General features: G+C 61.1%; 24 protein-coding genes. 14 read left to right on the top strand and 10 right to left on the bottom strand.

Annotation, left to right across the window (positions count from 1 at the left end):
* Position 1: 1 nt before the first annotated feature.
* Positions 2–1,651, bottom strand: coding sequence for an acyl-CoA dehydrogenase family protein (locus AB4O40_RS13875; protein ID WP_460054119.1), 1,650 nt, complete (start codon positions 1,649–1,651; stop codon positions 2–4).
* A gap of 74 nt (positions 1,652–1,725) precedes the next feature.
* Positions 1,726–4,110, bottom strand: a complete 2,385-nt coding sequence (locus AB4O40_RS13880; RefSeq protein WP_460054117.1) for a 7TM diverse intracellular signaling domain-containing protein — start codon at positions 4,108–4,110, stop codon at positions 1,726–1,728.
* 304 nt (positions 4,111–4,414) lie between these two features.
* Here AB4O40_RS13880 and AB4O40_RS13885 point away from each other — a divergent pair, with 304 nt between their 5' ends.
* From AB4O40_RS13885 to AB4O40_RS13900, 4 genes are all read left to right on the top strand, one after another.
* Positions 4,415–5,212 carry a hydroxymethylpyrimidine/phosphomethylpyrimidine kinase gene (locus AB4O40_RS13885; protein ID WP_008052407.1) on the top strand — a complete coding sequence of 266 codons (798 nt, stop codon included), beginning with the start codon at positions 4,415–4,417 and terminating at the stop codon, positions 5,210–5,212.
* Between the two features lie 30 nt (positions 5,213–5,242).
* Entirely contained in the window at positions 5,243–5,866 is a 624-nt protein-coding gene (thiE, locus tag AB4O40_RS13890) for a thiamine phosphate synthase (protein WP_460054114.1), read from the top strand.
* Between the two features lie 28 nt (positions 5,867–5,894).
* Positions 5,895–7,178, top strand: coding sequence for a glutamate-1-semialdehyde 2,1-aminomutase (gene hemL / locus AB4O40_RS13895; protein ID WP_056728829.1), 1,284 nt, complete (start codon positions 5,895–5,897; stop codon positions 7,176–7,178).
* Positions 7,179–7,403: 225 nt separating this feature from the next.
* A complete protein-coding gene (locus AB4O40_RS13900) occupies positions 7,404–7,958 on the top strand; it encodes a tetratricopeptide repeat protein (RefSeq protein WP_056728831.1) in 555 nt (184 codons plus the stop codon).
* 152 nt (positions 7,959–8,110) lie between these two features.
* On the opposite strand, the gene AB4O40_RS13905 is transcribed toward AB4O40_RS13900, so the two are convergent.
* Entirely contained in the window at positions 8,111–8,440 is a 330-nt protein-coding gene (locus AB4O40_RS13905) for a DUF1820 family protein (RefSeq protein ID WP_056728833.1), read from the bottom strand.
* Positions 8,441–8,576: 136 nt separating this feature from the next.
* Here AB4O40_RS13905 and miaB point away from each other — a divergent pair, with 136 nt between their 5' ends.
* The 5 genes from miaB to lnt all read left to right on the top strand — a co-directional run bounded on the left by miaB (position 8,577) and on the right by lnt (position 13,992).
* Positions 8,577–9,905 (top strand): tRNA (N6-isopentenyl adenosine(37)-C2)-methylthiotransferase MiaB, encoded by a 1,329-nt coding sequence (gene miaB / locus AB4O40_RS13910; protein ID WP_056728835.1) that lies wholly within the window; start codon positions 8,577–8,579, stop codon positions 9,903–9,905.
* A 215-nt stretch (positions 9,906–10,120) separates the two neighbouring features.
* On the top strand, positions 10,121–11,128 hold the full coding sequence (locus tag AB4O40_RS13915) for a PhoH family protein (protein WP_056728837.1): 1,008 nt from the start codon (positions 10,121–10,123) through the stop codon (positions 11,126–11,128).
* The gene (gene ybeY / locus AB4O40_RS13920; protein WP_414914829.1) at positions 11,121–11,615 is read left to right on the top strand and encodes an rRNA maturation RNase YbeY; all 495 of its coding nucleotides are present in this window, start codon (positions 11,121–11,123) and stop codon (positions 11,613–11,615) included. Before AB4O40_RS13915 ends, ybeY begins: the two co-directional genes overlap by 8 nt.
* 5 nt (positions 11,616–11,620) lie before the next feature.
* A complete protein-coding gene (locus tag AB4O40_RS13925; protein WP_027924283.1) occupies positions 11,621–12,460 on the top strand; it encodes an HlyC/CorC family transporter in 840 nt (279 codons plus the stop codon).
* An 8-nt stretch (positions 12,461–12,468) separates the two neighbouring features.
* On the top strand, positions 12,469–13,992 hold the full coding sequence (gene lnt, locus AB4O40_RS13930) for an apolipoprotein N-acyltransferase (RefSeq protein WP_223542017.1): 1,524 nt from the start codon (positions 12,469–12,471) through the stop codon (positions 13,990–13,992).
* Positions 13,993–14,074: 82 nt separating this feature from the next.
* Here lnt and AB4O40_RS13935 read toward each other — a convergent pair whose 3' ends face one another.
* Positions 14,075–14,836: a YdcF family protein gene (locus tag AB4O40_RS13935; RefSeq protein ID WP_460054106.1), complete on the bottom strand. Its 762-nt coding sequence runs from the start codon at positions 14,834–14,836 to the stop codon at positions 14,075–14,077.
* Positions 14,837–14,941: 105 nt separating this feature from the next.
* Positions 14,942–15,262, bottom strand: a complete 321-nt coding sequence (locus AB4O40_RS13940) for a hypothetical protein (protein ID WP_008052397.1) — start codon at positions 15,260–15,262, stop codon at positions 14,942–14,944.
* A gap of 281 nt (positions 15,263–15,543) precedes the next feature.
* On the opposite strand from AB4O40_RS13940, the gene leuS reads away from it, so the two are divergent.
* The 5 genes from leuS to AB4O40_RS13965 all read left to right on the top strand — a co-directional run bounded on the left by leuS (position 15,544) and on the right by AB4O40_RS13965 (position 21,599).
* Positions 15,544–18,150: a leucine--tRNA ligase gene (gene leuS, locus AB4O40_RS13945; RefSeq protein ID WP_056728842.1), complete on the top strand. Its 2,607-nt coding sequence runs from the start codon at positions 15,544–15,546 to the stop codon at positions 18,148–18,150.
* A gap of 87 nt (positions 18,151–18,237) precedes the next feature.
* A complete protein-coding gene (locus tag AB4O40_RS13950; protein WP_056728844.1) occupies positions 18,238–18,843 on the top strand; it encodes an LPS-assembly lipoprotein LptE in 606 nt (201 codons plus the stop codon).
* A gap of 39 nt (positions 18,844–18,882) precedes the next feature.
* Positions 18,883–19,920 carry a DNA polymerase III subunit delta gene (holA, locus tag AB4O40_RS13955; RefSeq protein WP_223542018.1) on the top strand — a complete coding sequence of 346 codons (1,038 nt, stop codon included), beginning with the start codon at positions 18,883–18,885 and terminating at the stop codon, positions 19,918–19,920.
* Between the two features lie 130 nt (positions 19,921–20,050).
* Positions 20,051–20,215 carry an alternative ribosome rescue factor ArfA gene (gene arfA / locus AB4O40_RS13960; protein ID WP_056728848.1) on the top strand — a complete coding sequence of 55 codons (165 nt, stop codon included), beginning with the start codon at positions 20,051–20,053 and terminating at the stop codon, positions 20,213–20,215.
* A gap of 61 nt (positions 20,216–20,276) precedes the next feature.
* Positions 20,277–21,599, top strand: coding sequence for a lytic murein transglycosylase (locus AB4O40_RS13965; RefSeq protein ID WP_056728849.1), 1,323 nt, complete (start codon positions 20,277–20,279; stop codon positions 21,597–21,599).
* 95 nt (positions 21,600–21,694) lie between these two features.
* Here AB4O40_RS13965 and AB4O40_RS13970 read toward each other — a convergent pair whose 3' ends face one another.
* The 5 genes from AB4O40_RS13970 to AB4O40_RS13990 all read right to left on the bottom strand — a co-directional run bounded on the left by AB4O40_RS13970 (position 21,695) and on the right by AB4O40_RS13990 (position 26,005).
* The gene (locus AB4O40_RS13970; RefSeq protein WP_056728851.1) at positions 21,695–22,642 is read right to left on the bottom strand and encodes a S66 peptidase family protein; all 948 of its coding nucleotides are present in this window, start codon (positions 22,640–22,642) and stop codon (positions 21,695–21,697) included.
* Between the two features lie 175 nt (positions 22,643–22,817).
* On the bottom strand, positions 22,818–23,816 hold the full coding sequence (gene lipA / locus AB4O40_RS13975; RefSeq protein WP_162130451.1) for a lipoyl synthase: 999 nt from the start codon (positions 23,814–23,816) through the stop codon (positions 22,818–22,820).
* A gap of 25 nt (positions 23,817–23,841) precedes the next feature.
* Positions 23,842–24,489: a lipoyl(octanoyl) transferase LipB gene (gene lipB / locus AB4O40_RS13980; protein WP_056728853.1), complete on the bottom strand. Its 648-nt coding sequence runs from the start codon at positions 24,487–24,489 to the stop codon at positions 23,842–23,844.
* Complete coding sequence (locus AB4O40_RS13985; protein WP_056728855.1) at positions 24,489–24,764, bottom strand: DUF493 domain-containing protein; 276 nt, start codon at positions 24,762–24,764, stop codon at positions 24,489–24,491. Before AB4O40_RS13985 ends, lipB begins: the two co-directional genes overlap by 1 nt.
* An 83-nt stretch (positions 24,765–24,847) precedes the next feature.
* Positions 24,848–26,005 (bottom strand): D-alanyl-D-alanine carboxypeptidase family protein, encoded by a 1,158-nt coding sequence (locus AB4O40_RS13990; protein WP_056728857.1) that lies wholly within the window; start codon positions 26,003–26,005, stop codon positions 24,848–24,850.
* Positions 26,006–26,147 lie beyond the last annotated feature (142 nt).

Raw genomic sequence — 26,147 nt, forward strand, 5'->3', positions numbered from 1 at the left:
ATCAGAAGCCTTGTGGAGTCGAACGAGCGACAATCGCTTCCACCTCCAGCCCGCGTGGCAATGCGCCGTACACCCGGCCGCCACCATTCAGTCGACTGGCAATAAACGCATCACTGACCACCGCATTCCCGGCTTCCAGCAACAACTTCGCCTGCAGCCCCAGGGCAATGTCCTCAGTCAGTTGCCGGGCACGGTACTGAATGTCGCTGGTGTCCTTGAAGGCCGCCTGCAATTGATTGATGTGTGCGGCCAGGCGCTTGTCGCCATGGCCATCGCCCAACTCGCTGAACAGTGCATCGAGCACACCCGGTTCTTTCGACAGGGCACGCAGCACGTCGAGGCACTGCACGTTGCCCGAACCTTCCCAAGTCGAATTCACCGGTGCCTCACGGTAGAGGCGCGGCAGGATACTGTCTTCGACATAACCCGCACCGCCCATGCATTCGGCCGCTTCGTTGATCATCGCCGGCGCCCGCTTGCAGATCCAGTACTTGCCCACCGCCGTCACCAGCCGGGCGAATTTGGCTTCCTGCGAATCGTCCAGATGATCCAGCGCCCGGCCCATGCGCAGGCTCAAGGCCAGGGCGGCTTCGCTTTCCAGCGCCAGATCCGCCAGCACGTTCTGCATCAATGGCTGTTCGCTGAGCAGCTTGCCGCCAACCGAACGATGAGCGCAGTGATGGCTGGCCTGGGTCAGCGCCTGGCGCATCAGTGAACTGGAGCCGACCATGCAATCGAAGCGGGTCATGGCCACCATCTCGATGATCGTCGGAACGCCACGGCCCTCTTCACCGACCATCCACGCCAGTGCGCCACGGAACTCCACTTCGCTGGAGGCGTTGGAACAATTGCCGAGCTTGTTCTTCAGGCGCTGGATATAGAACTGATTGCGCGTGTCGTCCGGACGATGGCGCGGCAACAGGAAACAGGTCAGGCCCTTGTCGGTCTGCGCCAGAGTCAGGAAGGCGTCGCACATCGGCGCCGAGCAAAACCATTTGTGCCCAACCAGTTCATAGGCCTGGCCCGGACCGCTGGCACCCACCGGATACGCCTTGGTGGTATTGGCCCGCACATCGGTGCCGCCCTGCTTCTCGGTCATGGCCATGCCGATGGTGACCCCGGCCTTGTGGGCCATGGCGACATTACGCGGGTCGTATTCGGTGGCGAGGATTTTCGGCAGCCACTTTTGCGCCAGGTCCGGTTGCAGGCGCATGGCCGGAACGCTGGCGAAGGTCATGGTCAACGGGCAGCCGCTGCCGGCCTCGGCCTGGCTGTGCAGGTAAGTCATGGAAGCGCGGGCCACGTGGGCGCCGGACTGCGGATGAGCCCAGGGCAGCGAGGTCAAGCCATGTTCAACCGCCGTACGCATCAGTTCGTGATAAGCCGGGTGAAACTCCACCAGGTCAATGCGATGACCAAACCGGTCATGGCTGTTGAACACCGGCTTGTTCTGATTGGCCAGGAACCCGGCTTCCATCAACGGGCCACCGGCCAGTGCGCCATAGGCGTCGATCCGCGATTCGGCCCAACCGGCCCCGAACCGCCGCGACCACTCCTGCAACGGCAAGTCGATGCGGTACAGGTTGGCGCCGTCCAGTGACGGTGGCTGGTTGGTGACTTCGTGGGTTTCGGCGAACTGATGCAGGTTCATGACAGGGCTCCTTTGGTCGGCCAACTGACATCAGTTAATCACCGCCCCTCGGCCGATCAAAGTGTCATATCCGCCTAACTTCCGGCGCTTTCGCCCTGCTGCAAACAAAGTACACGGCGGTAGAGCGCGGCCTGCAATTCCTCGAATTTCACCGGCTTGTTCAAGTGATCAATCACCGCGCCGGTCGGGCAGCGCTCACGGTCACCGTTCAGGGCGATCAAGAACAACGGCAGTTCGGCATAACCAGGTAACGCGCGGATCCGGCAGCACACCGACTCACCGCCCAATAGCGGCAACTGACAATCGACCAGCACCGCGTCGAACACTTCGCGCTGCAGGAGATCGAGAGCAGCATCGACGCTGTCGGCCGTACGTACGCGAAAGCCCAGCTTGAGCAACATGCCGCGCATCACCAACTGGCTGATGTCGTTGTCATCCACCAACAGCACGGCACAATCCTGAGGCAAGCGCAGGCGCGGAAAGTCCCGGGTCATCAATGGCGTCACCGGACGCTCGACTACCGGCAGCCCGACTTCCACATCCAGCTGAAACCGGCTGCCGCGTCCTGGCTCGGAGCGGTGTGTCAGGCGTCCACCGAGCAACTCGACCAACTGTCGACAAATCGCCAGGCCAACACCCAGGCCGCCGTATTCACGGGTCATCGAGCCATCGAGCTGGAAGAACCGTTGATACATCGTGGCCTCCCCCAAATCGGTGAAACCAATGCCCGTGTCAATCACCGCAAAGGTCAACGCCAGCCGGTCGGGCTCAACGGTCTTGCCGGTCACCCGCAGGGCCAGGCCGCCGACCTTGGTGAACTTGATGGCGTTATCCAGCAGGCATTCCAGGCACTGCGCGATCTTGACGTTGTCGCCGCGCAAACGATCCGGCACACCTGGCGCGACATCGACCTTGAAGTCCAGCGACTTGCCCGACGCATTGCCCTCGAACTGCGTGCGCAGTGCCTCGACCATGCCACGCAAGCTGAAGGTGTCGGCCGAGACCTTGAGTTTGCCGGCCTGCAATTCGGTGAGGGTGAGGATGCCGTTGACCATGCGCATCATGTCCCGCGCCGATCCAGACGCCGTCTGCTGGTACTGCTCGAGCTCCGGGTCCATTTCGACCGTTTGCATCAGTTCCAGCGAACCGATCACACCGTTCATGGGCGTGCGCAATTCGTGGGTCAGGGTGGCAAGGAACTCGTCCTTGAGTTTGTTACTGCGGGCCAGTTGCTGGTTTAGGACTTCAAGCTTCTGGCTGGCGTCGAACAGGGTCTGAGCCTGCTGCTCGCGCATGGCGTTGATGCGGTCGGCCAGCGCCAGGGACAGCAGCGCCACTTCAATGGCCGAACCGATCTGGCTGGAGTACATGGTCAGGAACACGTTCGGCAGGTAACCCAGCACCATCAGCGTATTGACGATGCCGCCGAGCAAAAACGCCGACCAGGCAATGATGAAATACCGCGCCACCCGCAGGCCGCGCAACCAGGCAAAGATCCCGGCGGCAAAAATCACCACGGTGAACGTCAGCGCCAGGGCCGTGGCCAGGCGTAAGGCCAGGGCGTAGCTGGTCATCAATGACAGGCCGACCACCAGCGCACCGAAGCCAACCAGCGCCAGCAACAGGCGGTCGAGCCAGCGACTGTGGGTTGCCATTTGCAGGAAACTGCGGGCGAACTGACTGCCGAACAGCCCGGCACAGCCGATGAAAAACGGCGTTGCGGCGTTGGCCCACCATGGATTGTCCGGCCAGAAATACTGCACGGCCGCACCGTTTACCGACAGCTGATACAAGCCGAACGAGGCGATATAGAAGATGTAGTAGAGGTAACTGGTGTCGCGCACGCTGAGGTAGATGAACAGGTTGTAGACCAGCATCCCCAGCAACACGCCGTAGATCAGCCCCAGTACATAGAGGCGCACGGGCTGCTCCTCGAGGTAGGCGGTGCTCGACCACAAGGTGACCGGCGCCTGGATCGAGCCTTCGCTTTGCAAGCGCATGAATACGGTTTCGGCCTGATCGGGCTTGAACGTCAGGTCGAACAGATAATTGTTCTGACGAATCTCGCGGCTGTTGAAGGGCAAGGCATCGCCGGTCTGACTGACCAACTGATAGTTGCCGGCCGCATCGGGCAAATAGAGATCGAGGCGATCGAGGGGCGGATAGGCCAGTTCCAGCAGCCAGGTCCTTTGCGCCGCCGGATTGGCCGGACGGTAATGCAGGTCGATTTTCAGCCAGAACACCGAACGCGAGTACCCGGCGTTGAGCGTGTCCTTGTGGTGCGGTTTGAAGTTGCCGGCCGCCGCTTGCGCACGGATATCCGCGATGGTCGCCTGACCACTTGCGTCCTCATAGACCTGCAAGGTTCGGCCCAAGGGGAGGCTTTGAGTGAACTCATCGAACTCGACGGCGTTTGCCAGGAGGGGCAAACACAACAGCAACATCAGCAAATAGCGCATTGAAGCCCCAGCGTGGCCTGTCCGGTTCTGTCAGGAAGCCCCCCATTCCTTTTGAGCAGACGTAAAACCGGCATCACCTGTTATTGGTTTGGATCCACTCTAGCATAGCCGTTGATGGCCATTAAACACCATTGAAATTTTTCCTGAAAAGGCTCTAGGACGGGCATTTCAGCGGCATAACTGAACGATTATCAATGGCAGGAAAATCATCCAGGCAAGGGTGCTGTCCCCTTCGCCACAATGTATCGACCAAACACACCGCCACAACACCCGGAAAACAGGTTTGGTGGTAAGCTCGCGCACCATGAATATCTACAGCTCTCGCCCCGTTGTCCTCTGTCTCTCCGGCCACGACCCAAGTGGTGGCGCCGGCTTGCAGGCAGATATCGAAGCCCTGCTCGCTCAGGGTTGCCATGCGGCTCCGGCCGTCACCGCCCTGACCGTGCAAGACACCGTCAATGTCACGGACTTCCGCGTCCTTGACCGTGAGTGGGTATTGGCCCAGGCCAATGCCGTGCTCAACGACTCCGAAGTCGCGGCGGTCAAACTGGGCATGCTCGGTTCCCTGGAAATGGTCGACACCGTGGTCGAACTGCTTTCGGCGCACCCGCATTTGCCGGTGGTTTGCGATCCGGTGCTGCGCGCCGGCGGCGGCGGACGCCTGGGCAAGGACGAAGTCGGCTACGCCATGCGCGAGCGTCTGCTGCCCTTGTCGATCATTGCGACCCCCAACCTTCCCGAAGCCCGCATCCTCGCCGAACTGCCCGAAGGCACCGCGGACGAGTGCGCTGAAAAACTCTTGCCGTTCGTCAAACACCTGCTGATCACCGGCGGCCACGGCGACGAAACCGAAATCCACAACCGCCTGTATAGCCGCGATGGCCTGCGCGAAACCTATACCTGCCAGCGTTTGCCGGGCAGTTATCACGGTTCCGGTTGCACCCTGGCCAGTGCCTTGGCCGGTCGTCTGGCCCAGGGCGAAAACCTCGCCAGCGCCGTGCAGACCGCGCTTAACTACACGTGGCGCACCCTGCGTGATGCCGAGCAACTGGGCAAAGGCCAGTTCGTGCCGCGCCGTTTGCCGCTGGATTTCTGTTCGTAACTTCTATTCGTATGCGGTGAGGCTTCTCCGATGAAACTACGTGGCCTGTACGCCATTACCGATAGCCATTTGCTGGACGGTAAGTTGCTCAAGTACGTGGAGGCGGCGCTGGAAGGCGGCGTCACCTTGCTGCAATACCGCGACAAGAGCAGCGACGAAGCCCGCCGTCTGCGTGAGGCCGAAGCCTTGCGCGGGCTGTGCGAACGTTACAAGACGCAGTTGATCATCAATGACGACGCCGAGTTGGCGGCACGCCTGAACGTGGGCGTGCACTTGGGCCAGACCGACGGCCCGCTGACCCCGGCCCGTGCACTGCTCGGGCGCCAGGCGATCATCGGCTCGACCTGCCACGCGCAGCTCGAACTGGCCGAACAGGCCGCCGAGGAAGGCGCCAGCTATGTCGCCTTCGGCCGCTTCTTCAATTCGAACACCAAGCCCGGTGCACCGACCTGCAGCCTCGACCTGCTCGACCAGGCCCGCAAACAGCTGCACCTGCCGATCTGCGCGATCGGCGGTATCACCCTGGATAACGCCGCCCCACTGGTGGCCCATGGCGTCGATCTGCTGGCGGTGGTGCATGGCCTGTTCGGCGCCGAGAGCACGGCTGAAGTGACCCGCCGCGCCCGCGCCTTCAACGAATTGTTTTCTATTTAAGCTTTAAATCTGATTTGAGAGCCCGATCATGTCTCGTTCCGAAACCCTGTTTGCCAATGCCCAGAAACACATTCCCGGTGGCGTGAACTCGCCGGTTCGCGCGTTCAAGAGCGTCGGCGGCACGCCGCTGTTCTTCAAGCACGCCGAAGGCGCCTACGTCACCGACGAAGACGACAAGCGCTATGTGGATTACGTCGGTTCCTGGGGTCCGATGATTCTCGGCCACAGCCACCCGGACGTACTGGACGCGGTGCGTAAACAGCTTGAGCACGGTCTGTCCTACGGCGCCCCGACCGAGATGGAAACGCAGATGGCCGACCTGGTCTGCTCCCTCGTGCCGTCGATGGAAATGGTGCGCATGGTCAGCTCCGGCACCGAAGCGACCATGAGCGCCATTCGCCTGGCCCGCGGCTTCACCGGTCGCGACAGCATTATCAAGTTCGAAGGCTGCTACCACGGTCACTCCGACAGCCTGCTGGTCAAGGCCGGCTCCGGCGCACTGACCCAAGGCGTACCGAGCTCGGCCGGTGTACCGGCGGCATTCGCCAAACACACCCTGACCCTGCCATTCAACGACATCGACGCGGTAGAAACCATGCTCGCCGAAGTCGGCCAGGACGTGGCCTGCATCATCGTCGAGCCAGTGGCCGGCAACATGAACTGCGTGCCGCCGGCACCAGGCTTCCTCGAAGGCCTGCGGACCCTGTGCGACAAGCACGGCGTGGTGCTGATTTTCGACGAAGTCATGACCGGCTTCCGTGTCGCCCTCGGCGGTGCCCAGGCGTACTACGGCGTGACGCCAGACCTGACCACCTTCGGCAAGATCATCGGTGGCGGCATGCCGGTCGGCTGCTTTGGCGGCAAGCGCGAAATCATGCAGCGCATCGCCCCGCTGGGCCCGGTCTACCAGGCCGGCACCCTGTCTGGTAACCCGCTGGCGATGGCAGCCGGCCTGACCACCCTGCGCCTGATCAGCCGCCCGGGCTTCCACGCCGAGCTGACCGACTACACCACTCGCCTGCTCGACGGCCTGCAACAGCGCGCCGATGCGGCCGGCATTCCGTTCGTGACCACCCAGGCCGGCGGCATGTTCGGCCTGTACTTCAGCGGTGCCGACGACATCGTCACCTTCGATGACGTCATGGCCAGCGACGCAGCCCTGTTCGGTCGCTTCTTCCACCTGATGCTCGAAGGTGGCGTGTACCTGGCTCCGAGCGCATTCGAAGCCGGTTTCACTTCGATCGCCCACGGCGAAGCTGAACTGAAGCTGACCCTGGACGCCGCCGAGCGCGCCTTCGCGGCCTTGAAGTAACGCTCAAATGCTGACGCTGGCCCTTGCCAGCGTCAGCTTTCGCCGGCATTCCCACGACTTTTCCTGCTCGCCTGCCAATAATCCCCCGCAAAGTGGGCGATAAATTTCCCGCGCAGCAGAAAAACGAGTAAAGACTTTGTAAGGTTGGCCCTGCTTATTTCATAATGCGCGCTTATTGGATCCCCTCGATGGGTCCGCGCGCCCTTCAGAGGTAAGTCGATTCCCATGAACCGCACCGGCCGCACCCTTGCACTGGGCTGCCTGTTGCTTCTTCAGCCCCTGCTCACGCACGCACAAGCAGGCGGCAACTCGTTGTTAATCCCAGCGATGGGTCGCTGCACCCTCAATACCCAGCCGCAAGACCTGGAACAGGCGCTCGCCGCCTGCCAGAAAGCGTCGGAAGAAGGGGATGCGCAAGCGCAATACGAGTTGGGTGAGTTCTACTACGAAGGCAAAAACACGCCGCGCGACCTCAATCAGGCCCTGAGCTATTTCGAAAAAGCCTCGCTGCAAGGCCACGCCCAGGCACAATTCAAACTCGGCACCATGTTCTTCCACGGCGAAGGCGTGCCGGCCAATAACGTTCAGGCGTACATCCTGCTGAAGATGGCAGCGGTCAACGGCGCCGAAGACGCCCTGGACACCGCCGACGAAGTCACCGAGAAAATGCCCCGCGAAGAACTGGAGCTTGCGACCCAGGTGCTCGGGCAAATTTTCCGTAAATATTTGATGGAATTGCAAAGCGCTGACGGGCGTACGCCTTTCGCGCCACTGCCCTGATTCTGTGTTGATCTGACTGGCCCCATCGCGAGCAAGCTCGCTCCCACATTTGATCTCTGGCGCTCACAAAACCTGTGTGCGCCGCAATTCCCTGTGGGAGCGAGCTTGCTCCGGGCGGCGTTCCGACGATGGGGGCGACTCGGTCTTGAGACTTACTTCTCAGGCATCGGCATCGGAAACGGCATGACATTGCCGACCGCGCCACGGGCTTCGCTGATTTTTGGTGTGCCCATACGCTCGACTTCATCGATGCGCACGATCGAATGCATTGGCACAAAACTGCGCACCACGCCTTCGAACTGAGCCTTGAGCTTTTCTTCGCTCGGATCGACGACCATTTGCGTGCGCTCGCCAAAGACGAACTCTTCCACTTCCAGAAAGCCCCACAGATCACTTTGATAGATCTGCTTGGCATACATTTCGAACACCTGGCCCTGGTTGAGGAAAATCACCTTGTAGATTGGAGCTTCACGTTTGGTCATGGCAGGCGAGCAACACATCGGGGGATAAAAATGAGGGCGCGAACTATAGCATAGCCATCGGACGCGCAGCGGTAGGAACCTGGGTACATGTTCCCTATAATGCGCGGTTCTTTGAATCACGTGATGACTCTATTCCATGGCCAAGAAGCTTTACATCGAAACCCACGGTTGCCAGATGAACGAGTACGACAGCTCGCGCATGGTCGATCTGCTGGGCGAACATCAGGCCCTGGAAGTCACCGCCCGCGCTGAAGACGCCGACGTGATCCTGCTCAACACCTGCTCGATCCGCGAACGTGCACAGGACCGGGTCTATTCCCAACTCGGTCGCTGGCGCGAACTGAAGCTGGCCAACCCGGACATGGTGATCGCCGTCGGCGGTTGCGTGGCCAGCCAGGAAGGCGCGGCCATTCGTGATCGCGCGCCGTACGTCGACGTGGTCTTCGGCCCGCAGACCCTGCACCGCCTGCCGGAAATGATCGACGCCGCGCGCAGCAGCAAGCTGCCGCAAGTTGACGTCTCGTTCCCGGAAATCGAAAAATTCGACCATTTGCCCGAGCCCCGCATCGACGGCCCGAGCGCTTACGTGTCGGTGATGGAAGGTTGCAGCAAGTACTGCACGTTCTGCGTGGTGCCCTACACCCGCGGCGAAGAAGTCAGCCGGCCGTTCGACGACGTGCTTGCCGAGATCATTCACCTGGCCGAAAACGGCGTGCGCGAAGTGACGCTGCTGGGGCAGAACGTCAACGGCTATCGTGGGACGACTCATGATGGGCGCCTGGCGGATCTGGCCGAGCTGATCCGCGTGGTCGCCGCGGTCGACGGCATCGACCGCATCCGCTACACCACGTCACACCCGCTGGAGTTCTCCGACAGCCTGATCCAGGCCCACGCTGACGTGCCGGAGCTGGTCAAACACCTGCACTTGCCGGTGCAATCGGGCTCGGACCGAATTCTCGCGGCGATGAAGCGCAACCACACCGCGTTGGAATACAAATCCAAACTGCGCAAGCTGCGCGCCGCCGTACCGGGGATCTGCATCAGTTCGGACTTCATCGTCGGCTTCCCGGGCGAGACCGAGAAAGATTTCGAACAAACCATGAAGCTGATTGCCGACGTGGGTTTCGACTTTTCCTACTCGTTCGTCTACAGCCAGCGCCCGGGCACTCCGGCCGCCGACCTGGCCGATGACACTCCGGAAGAGCTGAAAAAAGAACGCCTGAACGCACTGCAACATCGCTTGAACCAGCAAGGTTTCGAGATCAGCCGACAAATGGTCGGTTCGATCCAGCGGATCCTGGTGACCGATTACTCGAAAAAGGACCCGGGCGAACTGCAGGGCCGAACCGAGAATAACCGGATCGTCAACTTCCGCTGCGACAATCCGACCCTGATCGGCCAGTTCGCGGATGTGCACATCGATGCCGCGCAGCCGCACTCGCTGCGGGGCTCGCTGATCCAGTAATACCGCATCCCCCTTGTGGGAGCGGGCTTGCTCGCGAAAACGGTGTGTCAGTTAAATGATTGTCGACTGAGACACCCTCTTCGCGAGCAAGCCCGCTCCCACAGGGACAGCGCCAGGCCAGTGAATTAACTTGGTCTATATAAGAGCTTTCGCACCCGCGCCACTGGCGCTATCCTTGATTTATCTCAATTGCCCCAGGGCGGCTAAATACGACCTTGAACGCACCTATAGAACCACATCGTTTCATCCTCGAGCCTTTTGAAGCTCGTCGCTTCGCCAATCTGTGCGGGCAATTCGACGAGCACCTGCGCTTGATCGAACAGCGTCTGACCATCGAGATCCGCAATCGCGGAAACCAGTTCGAGCTGATCGGCGAACCCAAACACACCACCTCCGCGGAAAACCTCCTGCGCCGCCTGTACCGGGAAACCAAGGGTACCGAGCTGTCGCCGGACATGGTGCACCTGTTCCTGCAGGAATCGGCCGTCGAGCAGTTGGACAACCACTCCCCCGCCGAACCCTCCGTGGCCCTGCGCACCAAGAAAGGCATGATTCGCCCACGCGGCTTGAATCAAGTGCGCTACGTGAAGGAAATCCTCGGTAACGATATCAACTTCGGCATCGGCCCGGCCGGTACCGGCAAGACTTACCTGGCCGTGGCCTGCGCGGTGGATGCACTGGAGCGCGAGCAGATTCGCCGCATCCTGCTGGTTCGCCCAGCAGTCGAAGCGGGTGAAAAACTCGGCTTCCTGCCCGGCGACCTGTCGCAAAAAATCGACCCGTACCTGCGCCCGCTCTACGACGCGCTCTACGAAATGCTCGGCTTCGAATACGTCGCCAAGCTGATCGAGCGCCAGGTGATCGAAGTCGCGCCGCTGGCCTACATGCGCGGCCGTACACTGAACAACAGCTTCATCATTCTCGACGAAAGCCAGAACACTACGGTCGAGCAAATGAAGATGTTCCTGACCCGGATCGGCTTCGGCTCCACGGCCGTCATCACCGGGGACATCACCCAGGTCGACCTGCCACGCGGCACCAAGTCCGGCCTGCACCACGTGATTGAAGTGCTCAAGGATGTGCCGGGGATCAGCTTCACCCATTTCCAGCCCAAGGACGTCGTGCGCCATCCACTGGTGCAGCGGATTGTCGAAGCCTATGAGCGCTTCGAAACCAAAGCGGCCGATGATGCCGCCGCCAAGGACAGCCGCCGCGATGCTTGAGCTTGACCTGCAAATCGCCACCGAAGCCGACGCCCCCGGCGAAGCCGAATTCCGCCAGTGGTGCGAGCTGGCTTTGCGCCAGCGCACCGCAGACTCGGAGATGACCATTCGTCTGGTCGACGAAGCCGAAGGACGCGAGCTGAACCACACCTGGCGGCAAAAAGACTACGCAACTAACGTCTTGTCATTCCCGGCCGACGTGCCGGATGAGTTCCTCGACATCCCGCTGCTGGGCGATCTGGTGATCTGCGTGGCCGTGGTCGAGCGCGAAGCCGCTGAACAGGGCAAGGAACTCAAGGCCCACTGGGCACACCTGGTGATTCACGGCTGCTTGCATCTGCTTGGTTACGACCATATTGATGACGAGGAAGCCGAAGAAATGGAAGCACTGGAACGAACGTTGCTTGCAGAACTGGGCTTTCCCGATCCGTACGCGGACGACGAAACTGACGCACTCCCTACCGAAACAACAAAGGATTCAGAGTAATCGCTATGAGCGAAGATCGATCGAGCAACGGGCAGAAGTCATGGCTGGGTAAGCTCACCCAGGCTTTTGCCCACGAGCCGAAAAACCGCCAGGAGCTGCTGGAGTTGCTGCGCGATGCACACCAGAACAAACTGCTGGACAGCGAAGCGCTGGCCATCGTCGAAGGCGCCATCCAGGTGGCTGACTTGCAGGTCCGGGACATCATGGTCCCGCGCTCGCAGATGGTCAGCATCAAGGCGACCCAGACACCCCGCGAGTTCCTGCCTGCCGTGGTCGACTCGGCCCACTCCCGCTACCCGGTGATCGGCGAAAGCCACGATGACGTGATGGGCGTGTTGCTGGCCAAAGACTTGCTGCCGTTGATCCTCAAGGAAAACGGCGACAGCTTCAACATCAAGGACCTGTTGCGCCCGGCCACCTTCGTGCCGGAATCCAAGCGCCTCAACGTGCTGCTGCGCGAGTTTCGCGCCAACCACAACCACATGGCCATCGTCATCGACGAATACGGCGGCGTGGCTGGTTTGGTGACCATCGAAGACGTGCTGGAACAGATCGTCGGCGACATCGAAGACGAACACGACGTCGAAGAAGACAGCTACATCAAGCCACTGCCCAGCGGTGATTTCCTGATCAAGGCCCTGACGCCAATCGAGAACTTCAACGAGTTCTTCGACAGCGAATTCTCCGACGACGAGTTCGACACCGTTGGCGGCCTGGTGATGAGCGCGTTCGGGCATTTGCCAAAACGTAACGAAATCACTGAAATCGGCCCCTACCGCTTCCGCATCCTGAACGCCGACAGCCGTCGGATTCACTTGCTTCGCCTGACGCCCATTGCTCGCTAAGGATTGAAATGCGCTGGACAACCCGCCCCGGCTGGCCCGGTAACCTGCTGGCCGTGGCGGCCGGTGCAATCACCACACTGGCCCTGGCGCCGTTCGATATCTGGCCACTGGCACTGCTCGCCGTCGGCCTGTTCTATGCCGGCCTGCGCGAGCTGAGCCCACGTCAGGCACTGGGTCGCGGCTGGTGTTTCGGTTTCGGCCTGTTCGGTGCCGGCACCAGCTGGATCTACTACAGCATTCACCACTTCGGCGGCGCCTCGGTATTGCTGGCCGGTTTCCTGATGCTGCTCTTCACGGCGGCGATTGCCTGGTTCTTTGCCCTGCCCGCCTGGATCTGGGCGCGTTGGCTGCGCCGAAATGAAGCGCCGCTGGCCGACGCCCTGGCTTTCGCAGCGCTGTGGGTCGGCCAGGAAGCCTTCCGCGGCTGGTTCCTGACAGGCTTCCCATGGCTGTATTCCGGGTACAGTCAGCTCGACGGCCCGCTGGCCGGGCTCGCGCCTATCGGCGGAATGTGGCTGATTTCCTTCACCCTGGCCCTGACAGCAGCGTTGATCTACAACGGCTTGCGCCTGGTTCGCACGGGGCGCAAAGGCTTCATCGTTGCCGGTGCATTGCTGCTGGTCGGTCCATGGCTGCTCGGCATGGCGCTCAAGCACCACGCCTGGACCAGCCCGTCGGGCCCGCCACTGAGCGTCGCCGCCATTCAGGGCAACATCGAACAAAGCATGAAGTGGGATCCGGCGCAGCTCAACGCGCAACTGGCGCTGTACCGCGACATGAGTTTCAGCTCCAGGCGCGCCGACCTTCTCATCTGGCCGGAAACGGCAATCCCGGTGCTCAAGGAGTCCGCCGAGGGTTACCTGAACATGATGGGCAGCTTCGCGGCCGAGCGTAAATCGGCGCTGATTACTGGCGTCCCGGTCCGCATGGAGGTCCACCACGAGAAGCGCTTCTTCAATGGCATCACCGTTGTCGGCGAAGGCGACGGCACTTACCTCAAGCAAAAACTGGTGCCGTTTGGGGAATATGTTCCGCTGCAGGATGTGCTGCGCGGGCTGATCGCCTTCTTCGACCTGCCAATGTCGGACTTCGCTCGCGGCCCGGCTGACCAGCCGCTGCTGCAAGCCAAGGGTTATCAGATCGCGCCATACATCTGTTATGAAGTGGTTTACCCGGAATTCGCCGCGAGCCTTGCCGCCCGCAGTGACCTGTTGCTGACCATCAGCAACGACACCTGGTTCGGCACCTCCATCGGTCCGCTGCAACACCTGCAGATGGCGCAGATGCGTGCGCTGGAGGCCGGCCGCTGGATGATCCGCGCCACCAACAACGGCGTATCCGGCCTGATCAACCCGTTCGGTCAGATTACCGATCAGATCCCGCAGTTCGAACGCGGCATCCTGTATGGCGAAGTGGTGCCGATGCACAACCTCACGCCGTACCTGGAATGGCGCTCGTGGCCATTGCTCATTCTCTGCGTGTTGTTGTTTGGCTGGGCGCTGATTGCGAGCCGGATGGCCAAGACTGTCTAGAAAAGATCGCAGCCTGCGGCAGCTCCTACAGGGGATTGCATTCCAACTGTAGGAGCTGCCGCAGGCTGCGATCTTTTGATCTTTACCGGTAAAACAACGAATAACCGACCTGCCCCACCGCCTCGTTCATCAATTGCCCGTTCTGCCAGATCGCCTTGTACTCCGGCATCCAGCCACCCAGTGGCCGCGCATTGTCGCCGCCCAGAAACCCTACCGGCGCCGGCACCACCTCAAACCCGGCCTTGCGGAAACTCCAGACCGCTCGCGGCATATGCCCGGCATGAGTCACGAGCACCACGCGCTTGATGCCCTGTGGCAGCAATACCTTGGCGCTGAACCGGGCATTTTCCCAAGTCGTGCGACTGCGTCCTTCCTGCCAGCGCACGGTCACGCCAAAATCGTCGCGCAAGGAGTCAGCCATCATCTGCGCTTCGCTTGGCGGGGTGCCGTAATGCAAGCCGCCGCTGGTCAGTACCGGCAGGCCGGAAGCCTTGGCCAGCCGCGCGGCAAACCGCTGGCGTTCCAGGCCGACACCCGTGGGCTGGTCGGCGCCCCAGGCCGCGTCACCGCGCTCGCGCCCGGAACCAAGGACAACGATGGCGTCCGCGCGCTGCCCCAGCACCGCCCATTCGCCGCGAGCCAGCGGTGGCTCACGCTCGAGCAGGCCGGCACTCCACTGCACCACCACCGGCAGGCTCATCAGCCAAAGGCCACCCAACCCCAGTGCAAAGCACACACCGGCGAGCCTTGGCCTTGAGCGGCGCAACCACCAGGCAAGTAAAAGCAGCAGCAATAGAATGCCGGGGGGCAAAAGAAGTTGTTTTAAAAAATAACGAAAAGGCATCGAGCATCTCCTGGAGATGCCCGAAGCCTAAGTGGGTTGGCGCGATGCGACAATCAATACAGGAGGACTATGCTTCAAAAAAACCATGGAGCATGGCTCTGCGTCTTACTTGAACTGCAAAGACCGGACCTTTACCGCGTCTCTGCCGGGAACCTTGTCCTTGAGCCAGATGATCTTGGCCGAACGTGGTGCGTCGAGTTGCTTTACCGCCTCTGACAAGCATCCGTGCGTCTCACGCTCACTGCGATCCAGATACGCCTTGACCAGTGCAAACTCTGCGGGGCTGAGGCCACGCAGTTCCAGCTCCAGAGGGCGTACGTCACGCAACCGGCCAGCAGTTCTTGCCGCTTCCAGGGCCAGGGCCAAACGATCGATCAGTCTTTCGTACAGCTCCGGTTTCGTAGCTTTTTGCTGTGACTCAACCATCCCTCACCTCATTGGAAGATAAGACCAACTCCCCAGTTAGAGCTTAGCCTCCATGAACAAACCGGCTGAGCGCCGCGACCAACGGCCCTCGCGGCGGTTTTCGCGAGACGCGCGGCAGCAATCAGGGTTTCCCTCGGTAGAGCGCGGTCATGTATGCTACGGCGCTTCCTGTAACTCCACTTCCAGCTCGGCTGGACATCGAAAACGCCAATGCGGCGTGATCAGCGTCCAGCGTTGCATTGAAGAGGATTAGGCCACCCCTATTCAGTTCAAAAGTAGCCATGCACGAACAATATCAGCCCCGTGAAATCGAAGCCGCCGCCCAGTCGTTCTGGGACGAGCAAAAGTCCTTTGAAGTCAGTGAACAGCCAGGCAAGGAGACTTACTACTGCCTGTCGATGTTCCCTTACCCCAGCGGCAAGCTACACATGGGGCACGTGCGCAACTACACCATCGGCGACGTGATCTCCCGCTATCAGCGCATGCAGGGCAAGAACGTTCTGCAACCCATGGGTTGGGACGCCTTCGGCATGCCGGCGGAAAACGCCGCGATGAAGAACAACGTAGCGCCCGCCAAGTGGACCTACGAAAACATCGCCTATATGAAGTCCCAGTTGCGTAGCCTGGGCCTTGCGGTGGACTGGTCGCGCGAAGTGACCACCTGCAAGCCCGATTACTACCGCTGGGAACAGTGGCTGTTCACCCGCCTGTTCGAAAAAGGCGTGATCTACAAGAAAAGCGGCACCGTGAACTGGGACCCGGTCGACCAGACCGTCCTGGCCAACGAACAGGTGATCGACGGTCGCGGCTGGCGTTCCGGCGCGCTGATCGAAAAGCGCGAAATCCCGATGTACTACTTCAAGATCACCGCCTACGCGGATGAGTTGCTGGAGAGCCTCGACGAGCTGACTGGCTGGCCTGAACAGGTCAAGACCATGCAGCGCAACTGGATCGGCAAATCCCGCGGCATGGAAGTGCAGTTCCCGTACAACGTCGATTCCATCGGCGAAACCGGCGCGCTGAAGGTCTTCACCACCCGTCCGGACACCCTGATGGGCGCGACCTACGTCGCAGTGGCCGCCGAACACCACCTGGCTACCCTGGCCGCACAGAACAATCCAGAGCTGCAAGCGTTCATCGCTGAATGCAAGGGCGGCAGCGTGGCCGAAGCCGACGTCGCCACCCAGGAGAAAAAAGGCCTGCCGACCGGCCTGTTCGTCGAACATCCGCTGACCGGGGAAAAACTGCCGGTCTGGGTCGCCAACTATGTGCTGATGCACTACGGCGACGGCGCGGTGATGGCGGTTCCGGCCCACGATGAGCGCGATTTCGAATTCGCCCACAAGTACAACCTGCCGGTCAAATCCGTGGTGCAGACCAGTTCCGGTGACAGCAACCCGGCGCCATGGCAAGACGCCTACGGCGAGCACGGCACGCTGATCAATTCCGGCGAATTCGACGGCCTCGACTTCGCAGGCGCCTTCGACGCCATCGAAGTCGCGCTGATCAAGAAAGAGCTGGGCGCCTCGCGTACCCAGTTCCGCCTGCGCGACTGGGGCATCAGCCGCCAGCGTTACTGGGGCTGCCCGATCCCGATCATCCACTGCAACACTTGCGGTGACGTGCCGGTACCGGAAGATCAACTGCCTGTCGTGCTGCCGGAAGACGTCGTACCCGACGGCGCCGGTTCGCCACTGGCGCGCATGCCCGAGTTCTACGAGTGCAGCTGCCCTAAATGCGGCCAGCCTGCCAAGCGTGAAACCGACACCATGGACACCTTCGTCGAGTCCTCGTGGTACTACGCCCGCTATGCCTCGCCGCACTTTGAAGGCGGCCTGGTGGAAAAATCGGCCGCCGACCACTGGCTGCCGGTGGATCAATACATCGGCGGGATCGAACACGCGATTCTTCACCTGCTCTACGCGCGCTTCTTCCACAAGCTGATGCGCGACGAAGGCCTGGTGAGCTCCAACGAGCCGTTCAAGAACCTGCTGACCCAGGGCATGGTGATCGCCGAGACTTACTATCGCCGCGAAGCCAATGGCGCTTACACCTGGTTCAACCCGGCGGACGTCGAGCTTGAGCGTGACAGCAAAGCCAAGGTTATCAGCGCCAAGTTGAAATCCGACGGCCTGCCGGTGGAAATCGGCGGCACCGAGAAGATGGCCAAGTCGAAGAACAACGGCGTCGACCCACAGTCGATGATCGACCAGTTCGGCGCAGACACCTGCCGCCTGTTCATGATGTTCGCTTCGCCACCTGACATGAGCGCGGAATGGTCCGACTCCGGCGTAGAGGGTTCGCACCGTTTCCTCAAGCGCGTCTGGCGCCTGGCTCAAGCCCACGTCACTCAGGGCCTGCCGGGCAAACTGGACGTCGCCAGCCTGAATGACGAGCAGAAAGCCGTTCGTCGCTCGATCCACCTGGCCATCAAGCAAGCCAGCCAGGATGTTGGCCAGAACCACAAGTTCAACACCGCCATCGCTCAGGTGATGACGCTGATGAACGTACTGGAAAAAGCCGCGCAAGGCACCGACCAGGATCGCGCCCTGATTCACGAAGGCCTGGAAACCGTGACACTGCTGCTGGCTCCGATCACGCCGCACATCAGCCACGAGCTGTGGAATCAACTGGGCCACGCTGAACCTGTGATCGACGCCGGCTGGCCGGTGGTGGATGACAGCGCGTTGGTACAGGACAGCCTGCAACTGGTGATTCAGGTCAACGGCAAGCTGCGTGGCCACATCGAAATGCCGGCCAGTGCCAGCCGTGAAGAAGTCGAAGCCGCCGCCCGTGCCAACGAGAACGTGTTGCGCTTCGTCGACGGTCTGACCATTCGTAAAGTGATCGTAGTGCCCGGGAAACTGGTCAATATCGTCGCCAGCTAATTGGATCAGGCGCCAGGTGAGCCTGGCGCCGAGTAAAACCTTTCGGGCCGCCTGATCGGCCCACATGGTTTCAAGGGGAGCAACAAGATGATCAAACGCAATCTGCTGGTGATGGGCCTCGCGGTTCTGCTGAGCGCCTGCGGTTTCCAGCTGCGCGGCACCGGCACCAATGTACTGGCGATCAAGGAGCTCGACCTGAGCGCCCGTAACGCTTATGGCCCAACCGTTACCCAGTTGCGCCAGGCACTGGAGGGCAGCGGCGTCAAGGTCTATACCGGCGCTCCGTACAAACTGGTGCTGACCAATGAGCAGGAAAGCCAGCGTATCATCAGCTACGCAGGCGCCGGTCGTGCTGGCGAGTACCAGGTCACCACCGTGCTGAGCTACGACATCCGCGGTCGCGGCGATCTGCCCCTGTTGAGTGACAAGCTTGAAGTGCAGAAGATCTATATGCACGACGGCAACAACCTGGTGGGCTCTGACCAGGAAGCCGCAACGGCCCGGACAGAAGGCCGTCGGGAGATGGTCCAGCGCATGATGCTGCGCCTGGAACAACTGACCCCAGGCCAACTGGATCAGTTGCAGCAGACTGCCGAAGCCAGGGCCAAGGCTGACGCCGCTGCACTGGAAGCGGCAAAGAAGGCTGAGGCGCAAACCCCGCGTCAGTCGCCTGTCGAACTGCCGCAGCAGTAAGACTTACGGGGCGCCCAGGCGCCCCGTTCGCCCTCTATTATGAAGCTCGCTCCCGCCCAACTCGCCAAACACCTGCAAGGCGCCCTTGCGCCGGTCTATATCATCAGCGGCGATGACCCGTTGTTGTGCCAGGAAGCGGCCGACGCTGTTCGCGCTGCCGCCCGTCAGCAGGGATTCGATGAACGCCAGGTATTTGCCGCCGACGCCAGTTTCGACTGGGGGACTCTGTTGCAAGCCGGTGCCAGCATGTCGCTGTTCGCCGAAAAGCGCCTGCTGGAGCTGCGCCTGCCTTCCGGCAAACCCGGCGACAAGGGCGCTGCCGCGCTGATTGAGTACTGCTCGCGCCCGGCCGAGGACACCGTGCTGCTGATCAGCTTGCCGAAGCTCGATGGCAGCGCGCAGAAAACCAAGTGGGGCAAAGCGCTGGTCGAAGGGCCGCAGACCCAGTTCGTGCAGATCTGGCCGGTCGATGTCGCCCAGTTGCCAAGCTGGATCCGCCAACGTTTGTCCCAGGCCGGGCTTTCCGCCAGCCAGGACGCCGTTGAGCTGATCGCGGCACGGGTCGAGGGCAACTTGCTGGCCGCCGCCCAGGAAATCGAAAAGCTCAAGCTGATGGCCGAAGGCGGTCAGATCACCGTTGAAACCGTGCAGGCTGCGGTGGCAGACAGTGCGCGCTTCGATGTCTTTGGCCTGACCGATGCGGTGCTCAATGGCGAAGCCGCCCACGCCTTGCGCATGCTCGAAGGGTTGCGCGGTGAAGGCGTCGAGCCGCCGGTGATTCTTTGGGCCCTGGCCCGGGAGTTGCGCCTGCTGGCCAATATTTCCCTGCAATACAGCCAGGGCACCCCCCTGGACAAGGCCTTCAGCCAGGCCAAACCGCCAGTCTGGGACAAACGTAAACCGTTGGTGAGCAAGGCCCTGCAACGCTACTCGGCCCAACGCTGGGCGCAACTGCTGCTCGAAGCGCAACGCATTGATGCCCAGATCAAAGGCCAGGCGGCCGGTTCGCCGTGGATGAGTTTGAGCCGGTTGACGTTGTTGATGGCCGGGCAGCGTCTGACATTGCCCGCTGAATAGCCCCCTCGCCACATAAACCACATCGCTATCAAGATCAATGAAAGGTCCTACACAATGTAGGGACTAGACAGATCCCGAACTTCGGCCGATTATTTGCCCCGCAAAAACCACTCACTTGCGAGGCATCATCATGAGCAAAAAGCCATCAGCGCATGGCCCCAACAAGGCCAAATCCATCATCGCCCAGCCATTGTTCCGCAGCCGCAAGGAACGCCCGGCCAAGGGCAAAGGCAGTTACCGCCGCGAAGCCTTCCAGTCTGACAACTGGGAGGCTTCTTACTTTCTGGCTGCGTAAAGCAGAACACCCCTTCGACATGTTAAGGTCTGTACCTGATTCGTATTCCCTGGACCCGTGCATGCCCTTTTGTCTTTCCCGTCGTTGGCACCTGCGCCAATTGATCGCTGCCTCCAGCCTAGTTTTGCTTGTCGCCTGTGCGGAAAAACCGACCGCAGCCGACGCTCAGCCGCTTCAGACACTTCCTGTCGCCACCGCCCCGGCGGTTGTTCCGCCAGTGGTTCCGACCGGTGAGAACCTCGACATCCAGCCGACCCAGACTTTCGCCGAATGGCAGGCGGGTTTCCGCAAGGATGCCCTGGCCGCCGGTATCCGCGCCGATCTGTTTGATCGCGCTTTCGCCAATGTCAGCTTCGATCCCAGTGTGATTCGTGCCGATCGCAGCCAACCGGAATTCGCAAAACCGGTGTGGGAATACCTGGACGGCGCCTTGTCGCCGCTGCGGGTACGCAAAGGCCAGTCGCTGATCGACCAATACGCCGACATCTTGCAAGGCATCGAGCAGCGCTACGGCGTCGATCGCCAGGCGCTGGTGGCGGTGTGGGGCATGGAAAGCAACTTTGGGCAGTTCCAGGGCAGCAAGTCGGTGATCAACTCACTGGCGACCCTGGCCTATGAAGGCCGCCGCCCCGGCTTCGCCCACGCGCAGTTGATCGCGGCCCTGCAAATTCTGCAACAAGGCGACATCGAACCCGAGAAGATGCTCGGATCCTGGGCCGGCGCCATGGGCCAGACCCAGTTCATCCCGACCACCTACAACACCCACGCCGTCGATTTCGACGGCGACGGCCGTCGCGATATCTGGGGCAGCTCGGCTGACGCCCTGGCCTCGACCGCGCATTACCTGCAAAGCTCCGGCTGGCAGAGAGGTCAGCCGTGGGGCTTTGAAGTCCAACTGCCGGGCGGCTTCAACTACGTGCTGGCCGATGGCACGATTCGCAAGAGTGTCGCCGAGTGGCGCCAACTGGGCGTTACGCTGCCCAACGGCGGCCAGGTCCCGGCAGGCTCCGAGCAGTTGTCCGCGGCCCTGCTGCTGCCGGCTGGCTACCGTGGCCCGGCCTTTCTGGTGCTCGACAACTTCCGTGCGATCCTCAAGTACAACAACTCGTCGTCCTACGCCTTGGGGGTTAGCCTGCTGTCGGAACGCTTCAATGGCGCAGGCCTGATCAGCGGCACCTGGCCAAAGGATGACCTGCCTCTGAGCCGCACCGAGCGGATCGAGCTGCAGAACCTGCTGAGCGCGCAAAACTATGACGCCGGTACCGCCGACGGGATCATCGGCGCCAATACCCGCAAGGCGATCCGCAGTGCCCAGCAGTCGTTTGGCTGGCCGGCGGACGGGTATCCGACGCACAAGTTGCTGGAAGGATTGCGTAACCGTTAAAAGCAAAAGATCGCAGCCTGCGGCAGCTCCTACGGGTGTACACAAAACCCCGTAGGAGCTGCCGCAGGCTGCGATCTTTTCAAGATATTCGCGACTTACCTGATTACCACATCCTGCTCCAACATCAATTCCTGATTCCCCGCATCCAGCCTGACCAATGCGCCCATGGGCAGCGTCAGGTTCGGGTCGCAATGCCCACTGCGCCACCCGGACAGCACCGGAATCTTCAATGGCTCGAAGGTCTGCTTGAGCAACCTGTCCAGCGCTGCCACCTCAACCCCCGCCACGTCCCCGACCAACACGCCGCGCAGCTTGTGCAAGGTGCCAGCCAGCCGCAGTTGGGTCAGCAACCGGTCGATGCGATACAGCGGCTCGTTGATGTCCTCGATCAACAGAATGACGCCCTCGGCATCAATCTCGTAGGGCGTGCCCATGGTCGCGGCGATCATGGCCAGATTGCCTCCGAGCAAGCGCCCATGAGCCACGCCCGGCTCGATCGTGGTCAGCGGGTAAGCCACCGGATGAGCCAGCACCGTGCCCGCCCTCACCTGCCCGCGCAGCATGTTGAAGAACGAAGACTCGGTAGGTATTTGCTTGCCCCCCAGCAGATCGGCATTGAGCAACGGACCATGAAAGGTCACGAATCCGGCATAACGACTGATCGCCAAATGCAATGCGGTGATGTCGCTGTAGCCGACGAACGGCTTGGCGTTGTCACGCAGCAAATCAAAATCGATACGATCGAGCAGCCGCGGCGTGCCGTAACCACCGCGCAGGCAGATGATGGCATCCACTTCGCTGTCGGCGAACGCTGCATGCAGGTCGCCCAGTCGCACTTCGTCGCTCCCGGCCAGGTAGCCGTTTTTTTCGTAGACCCCGGGAAACAATTTCAGTGAATAACCCCGGGCACGCATCCATTGCACCGCCTTGTCGGTGTCCAGCGGCGCGGGACCGGCGGGGGCGATAACGCCGATCATGCCTTCCGACGGCAGTGCCGGGACGGGAGCATGAGGGCAAAGGGTGTGGGTCGGTCGAGCGGTCATCCGTGAATCTCCCTGCGTGAAATCTTCAGCACACAGTAGTCAGGAACGGGGACAAACAGAAGAGGAACCGTTGCCCCGCAGGTTGCAGGAAAAAACAGCCATTGCCGTAGGCCAGGCAAAAAAAACGCCCGCGAGGCTGGATGCCGTGCGGGCGCTTTTCATTTCATTGCGTCGATCAGGACGACATCAGCTCGGCCTTGACCAGCTTGGCCTGTTCGTCAGCGTGATACGAGGAGCGTACCAGCGGACCCGAGGCAACGTTCTTGAAGCCCATCTTGTAGCCTTCCTCGGCGAACCAGGCGAAGGTGTCCGGGTGCACGAAGCGCTGCACCGGCAAGTGGCTGCGGGACGGCTGCAGGTACTGGCCCAGGGTCAGCATGTCGATGTCGTGCTCGCGCATGCGCTTCATGACTTCGATGACTTCTTCGTCGGTCTCGCCCAGGCCCAGCATCAGGCCGGACTTGGTCGGAATGTGCGGCATCATCTGCTTGAAGCGTTGCAGCAGGGTCAGCGACCACTGGTAGTCCGAACCCGGACGCGCAGCCTTGTACAGGCGCGGCACGGTTTCCAGGTTGTGGTTGAATACATCCGGCGGCTCGGCAGCGGTGATTTCCAGTGCGATGTCCATGCGACCACGGTAGTCCGGGACCAGGGTCTCGAGCTGCACGTTCGGCGACAGTTTGCGGATTTCACGGATGCAGTCGGCAAAGTGCTGGGCACCGCCGTCACGCAGGTCGTCGCGGTCCACCGAGGTGATCACCACGTACTTCAGGCGCAGGTCGGCAATGGCAATGGCCAGGCTTTCCGGCTCGTTGACGTCCAGTGGCTTCGGACGACCGTGGCCAACATCGCAGAACGGGCAGCGACGGGTGCAGATGTCACCCATGATCATGAAAGTCGCGGTGCCACCGGAGAAGCACTCGCCCAGGTTCGGGCAGGACGCCTCTTCGCACACACTGTGCAGCTTATGTTTGCGCAGCAGGGCCTTGATGCGGTCGACTTCCGGCGAAACCGGGATGCGTACACGAATCCAGTCTGGTTTCTTCGGCAGTTCGGTGGTGGGAATGATCTTTACCGGGATGCGTGCAACCTTTTCGGCGCCGCGCAGCTTGACGCCCGCTTCAACCTTGGGACGCGGGGCCGGGCGCTCGGAGACATCGAGCGTCGGGATCATGGTTTGCACTGCATCAGTAGTCATATCAGTCGATTCCGCCCGTCAGGGTCGTCTGCTCAGCATAGTCGAGGTGTTTGACGAGCTGCGCGCGCAGCCGGGCACTTACCTCGGCAAATTCAATCGATCCTGCGTGATCGCTCAGCTGGGTCATCGCCAGCCCGGCATAGCCGCAGGGATTAATCCGTCGAAACGGTTCCAGGTTCATGTCCACGTTCAAGGCCAGGCCATGAAAGGAACAGCCGTGGCGGATCCGTAGACCCAGGGAGGCGATTTTCGCCCCGTCGACGTAGACACCCGGTGCATCGGGCTTGGCCACGGCGGTGACACCGTAACTGGCCAGTAGCTCGATCAGGCAGAGCTCCATCCGGCTGACCAGATCGCGCACGCCAAATCCGAGCTTGCGCACGTCCAGCAGCAGATAAGCCACCAACTGGCCGGGGCCGTGGTAGGTCACCTGACCACCACGGTCAACCTGCACCACCGGGATATCACCGGGAAGCAGCAGGTGCTCGGCCTTGCCGGCCTGGCCCTGTGTGAACACCGCAGGGTGTTCCACCAGCCAGATCTCGTCGGCGGCATCGCTGCCGCGTTCGTTGGTGAAGCGTTGCATGGCGTGCCAGACCGGCTCGTAAGCCATCTGGCCAAGTTCACGAAAGCCCAGCGTGCCTGACATCACAACACCATGTGCACGAAACCGGTTGCCCGCAGTTCGCTGTTGATGTTGTACAGCTGGTCCTGGTCCGTCGCGACGATGTGCAACTGAATCGTGGTGTATTTGCCGTTGCTGCTCTGGCGCTCGTCAATACGCTCATCATTGATCTTGGCGTACTTGCTGACGATGTCGATGATTCTGTCCTTGTTGCCCACGCCGGTGTCGCTGATCACCTTAACCGGGTAATCATTGGCAGGGAACTCGATCTTTGGCGCCTTTACTTCGGTATCGGTCATGGCGTAACGGCCTCGTAAGCGTAAGCCGTGGCGACGGCAAAGCCCCGCGCCGGATCAGCGCAGGGCCATGCAGGTGCACACTATCAGTTGAACAAGCCGTAGAAGAATAGACGGATGCTATCCCACATGCGGCGGAAGATACCACCCTCTTCGACGCCATCCAGGGCGATCAGATCGGCGCTGTGCACCACCTTGTCGTCCAGTTTGACTTCGACTTTACCGATCACGTCGCCTTTGGCGATTGGCGCGATCAGCTGCGGGTTCATGGTCATGCTGGCAGCGAGCTTTTTCAGCTGGCCTTTTGGCAGGGTCATGGTCAGGTCTTGCGCCAGGCCAGCCTTGACCTGGTTGGTGGAACCTTTCCAGACTGGAGCCTGAGCCAGCTCGGTGCCCTTCTGGTAGAAGGTCTGGGTTTCGAAGAAACGGAAACCGTAGGTCAGCAGCTTCTGGGTTTCGGCGGCACGGGCCACTTCGCTATTGGTGCCGAAGACCACGGCGATCAGGCGCATGCCATCACGTACGGCCGAGGACACCATGCAGTAGCCGGCTTCGTCGGTGTGGCCGGTTTTCAGACCGTCGACGGTCTTGTCACGCCACAACAGCAGGTTGCGGTTCGGCTGCTTGATGCCGTTCCAGAAGAACTCTTTCTGCGAGTAGATCGCGTAGTGAGCCGGGTCTTCGTGGATGATCGCGCGAGCCAGCACAGCCATGTCGTGAGCCGAAGAATAGTGCTCCGGGTTCGGCAGTCCGGTCGGGTTCATGAAGTGGCTGTTGGTCATGCCCAGGTCGCCAACGGTTTTGTTCATCATGTCGGCGAACGCGTCTTCGCTGCCGGCGATGTGCTCGGAGAGCGCAACACTGGCGTCGTTGCCCGACTGGATGATGATGCCGTGCAGCAGGTCGCTGACGGTGACCTGAGAGCCGACCTTGATGAACATCCGCGAACCGCCGGTACGCCAGGCGTTTTCGCTGACGGTTACCGGGTCGTTTTCGCCGATCTGGCCACGACGGATTTCCAGGGTCGCGATGTACGCGGTCATCAGCTTGGTCAGGCTGGCCGGTGGCAGACGCTGGTCACCATTGTTCTCGACCAGCACGTTGCCGCTGCTGGCATCCATGAGCACATAGGCCTTGGCGGCCAGTTGTGGTGGCGAAGGCATCATCTCGACCGCGAATGCGGCGGGTGAGAGAAGCAGCGGGACTAGCAGGAACAGGCGTTTGGCAAAGGTGGTGATGTTCATCCGTCTCTCGAAATCGCTAATGGAAACTGCCCAAGGGCAAAACTAATCAGATGACTTTCTAACGAGTCATCGCGTGTTCAGTTGCTCACTCCAATCACCCTTTGCCGGGCTTTTGTTCTTCGAAGAGCCAACAACCTGGTTC

The sequence above is a fragment of the Pseudomonas sp. S2_F07 genome, from assembly GCF_054668325.1.